The sequence below is a fragment of the Paraburkholderia sp. genome (assembly GCF_049581445.1).
Classification (GTDB): domain Bacteria; phylum Pseudomonadota; class Gammaproteobacteria; order Burkholderiales; family Burkholderiaceae; genus Paraburkholderia.
Map to the genome: position 1 here is coordinate 1 of NZ_JBAURZ010000018.1, position 2,749 is coordinate 2,749.

3 protein-coding genes, 1 tRNA gene and 1 pseudogene are annotated in these 2,749 nt (G+C 62.2%); 4 read left to right on the plus strand and 1 reads right to left on the minus strand.

Going from position 1 to position 2,749, the window contains the following annotated elements:
- The coding region (locus WCA85_RS01035; RefSeq protein WP_424061155.1) for a c-type cytochrome at positions 1–538 on the minus strand (538 nt) is incomplete at its 3' end.
- Positions 539–814: 276 nt separating this feature from the next.
- Here WCA85_RS01035 and WCA85_RS01040 point away from each other — a divergent pair.
- The 4 genes and pseudogenes from WCA85_RS01040 to WCA85_RS01055 form a co-directional block, all read left to right on the plus strand.
- Positions 815–890 (plus strand) — tRNA-Arg (locus tag WCA85_RS01040).
- Positions 891–1,691: 801 nt separating this feature from the next.
- Positions 1,692–2,171 (plus strand): methyl-accepting chemotaxis protein, encoded by a 480-nt coding sequence (locus WCA85_RS01045; RefSeq protein WP_424061157.1) that lies wholly within the window; start codon positions 1,692–1,694, stop codon positions 2,169–2,171.
- Positions 2,168–2,323, plus strand: coding sequence for a hypothetical protein (locus WCA85_RS01050; protein ID WP_424061158.1), 156 nt, complete (start codon positions 2,168–2,170; stop codon positions 2,321–2,323). The genes WCA85_RS01045 and WCA85_RS01050 overlap by 4 nt, the downstream gene beginning before the upstream one ends.
- Positions 2,324–2,476: 153 nt before the next feature.
- Positions 2,477–2,749, plus strand: a pseudogene (locus WCA85_RS01055) (sulfate adenylyltransferase subunit CysD); the annotation flags it as partial.

Here is a 2,749-nt window from a genome sequence, read left to right on the forward strand (position 1 = left end):
CCGCCGTGGCACCCGAAGCCGCTTGTGCTGCGCTTGGCACCGGCGGTTCGGGGAACGTCCCGCCGGAATTGTTGGCCATGTAGACGACGGCGCGAGCGATCTCGTAATCGCTATAGTCGTCAGGGCTGGTACCGCCACGCGGGGGCATCGCGCCCTTGCCGCTCAATGCGGTATGCCAAAGCGTATCGAAGCCCTGCGCGATGCGCGGCGCCCAGTCGGCGGAGTTAGTGAATTTCGGCGCCCCTGCCGCCCCGGTGGCGTGGCAGGCCGAGCAGACTGCTTTGTAAACTTCCTCGCCGGTCTTGTAGACGCGGGGTGCATTGGCGTCACGGATGTCGACCTGGGCGAGCGGCGCGATGCGCGCGCTGACCTCGGCGTCGGAAAGGCTGTCCGTGCCGGCGCCAGTGCGGGTTGAGTTATCCGCGTAAATCGCGAGCAGGACAATGATGACGATGGGGACAGCAAAACCAGCGATGATCGCAGCAATGAGTTGTGCGGGGGTTTTGATTGGGGCTTCGTGTTGTGGTGCTTCGCTCATGCTTGTCTCGTCTCCCGTGGGTATTGTGAGCGGTACAGCGTGACGGCAACGACCTTTTCTTTATTAGCACGGACGATTATAGACGCAACGTTTCAGCGGCGGCGAGCCTGGGCGGGGAGTCTTCAGCGGGCGTTTACCCGAATCGGCGGCGGGTTGCTGCCATGGGTCGCTAGCGCGGGATGGCCCTGTGGAGGCCGCTCGGTGGACGGGCAAGCCGAAACCGGGTATCCTCTCGGTCTCGCTTTAGCGCTGCTTTCGTAGCGCTTTCGTGTTGAAGCGCCCGTAGCTCAATGGATAGAGTACTGCCCTCCGAAGGCAGGGGTTGCTGGTTCGATCCCAGCCGGGCGCACCATCCCCATTTCCGCAGAAGTCCCCCGAAATCCTGTGTCGTTACCCTACAAATGTCGTAAACGACATCTGTAGGTAGTACGAGTAGCCCAAAAAAATCCCGCGTTAGACTCTTTTCTCCGGTTGTCCGCTACTTGGACCGCCCGGCAGCCTGCCTCACGCCTCGCCAGCTGCACTCCTGTAAAAGCATGAGCTTTCAATTGGGCCCTTTGCGCATCCCGGTGTCTTCCCACATTTTTGACCTTCCCACGCATTCGCTCGACCGCCCGCCTTCGAGCGCGATAGATTCCGGCTTCTCGGAGCGCATTGTGTTCAGCTAGATAACGTTGGTCGTAAGAAGCATTTGCCTCGTTTCGGAGAGCCGTCGCGAGCGCTCGACTTTACTGAATCACGAGAGTGTTTTCGGTTGGAAAGTTTTTTCGAAAGAGTTTGCGCGAGACCCCGATTGTCTTCGCCGCTTCGCTAGCACTGCTCAAGCGACCTCCGCGAATCAACTCTGCAAGTTCCGCGCGACGTTCTTCCTTCGGGCGCCGGGCTCCTGTGACCCCGCTCTTAATCAATCGAGGGCTTTGACACTGCGGCGCGGGACGCAACGAAAGCATCACCCGGTTACAGTAAGTCCTCGCCGCCGTCCACGTCGATATCGATGACAGTTTCCGGCGCGATGATGGTTGCAATAGGGTGTAGATGTCGGCGTCAATGCTCTCAGCGACCTTGAGCGACACGACCAACGCGTAGCGCGCTGCGGTGTCCCCCTGATGGGCTTCCTTCCAGTCTTTCCACCAATCTTTCCGTCGCGATCGAGGTGCGCGGCAACGACTCGTCGAGCCTCGTTCACGTGATCTGGCGCACGGGCGACGCGCTGACGGGCACCATTCGTCAGATCAAGGATGCCGTCGACAACGTGGCGAACGGGGCCCACAAGATCGCGCACGGCAATGCCGATCTCTCGACGTGCGCCGAAAATCAGGCGGCCTCGCTGAAGGAGACAGTGGCGAGTGTGGAGGAGATTACTTCGATGGTGCACCGGACCGCCGAAAATGCAAGGACCGCGACCGAGCGGGCGGTGAGCGCGACCGAGGTGGTCGAGCGTGGCGGCGAGACGGCGGAGCAGGTCGTCTTCACAATGTGCGAGATCTCAGCCGAGTCGCACAAGATGGCGGAGATCATTGCAGTCATCGAAGGGACTGCGTTCCAGGCCAACATTCTCGCGCTTAACGCCGCCGTGGAAGCGGCGCGCGCTGGCGACGAGGGGCGCGGCGTCGCCGTGTGGCGAGCGAAGTGAGCGCGCTCGCTCAGCGCAGTGGCAGCGCCACGAAGGAAATTCGGGAGCTGATCAGCCGGGCCGTGGAACGGGTGGGCAGCGGTGCCGAACCCGTCGAGCGCACGGGTGGCTCGTCTCAGGAAGCGCGCGGCAAGGTTGCGCGGGTCGCGTAGATCGTGCGGCAGATCGCCGCTGCGGCGGCGGAAGGGCGGATCAGACGCCAGAATCTGTCGCAGTTTGCTGTTTTGAAAAGCGCCAATCGGCATCATCATGGCGTGATGCCAATTTTTTCAGTTCGGACGGGCATTCCGCCCGAATTGCGACGCATGGACAAGACCGACCTTGCGGGGCTCGACGCCGAGTCGATATGGAATACCGAGCTTGCCCACGCGCAGCTGTGCAGCCAGGGCCGGGCGTATAGCAAACGCACAGCCGAGCGTCGGCTGCACGAAATGAGCATGCTGCCGGCTGAACTGGACGTGCCGCAGTTGCGCGACGAACTCGGCCGCCCGCTGAATGCGCTGGTGCTGAACTGGGCGATCGAGCCTGCGCGCAGCCGCCGCAAGCGGGTGTCGTTCGCGCAACTGGCGGCGCTGCCG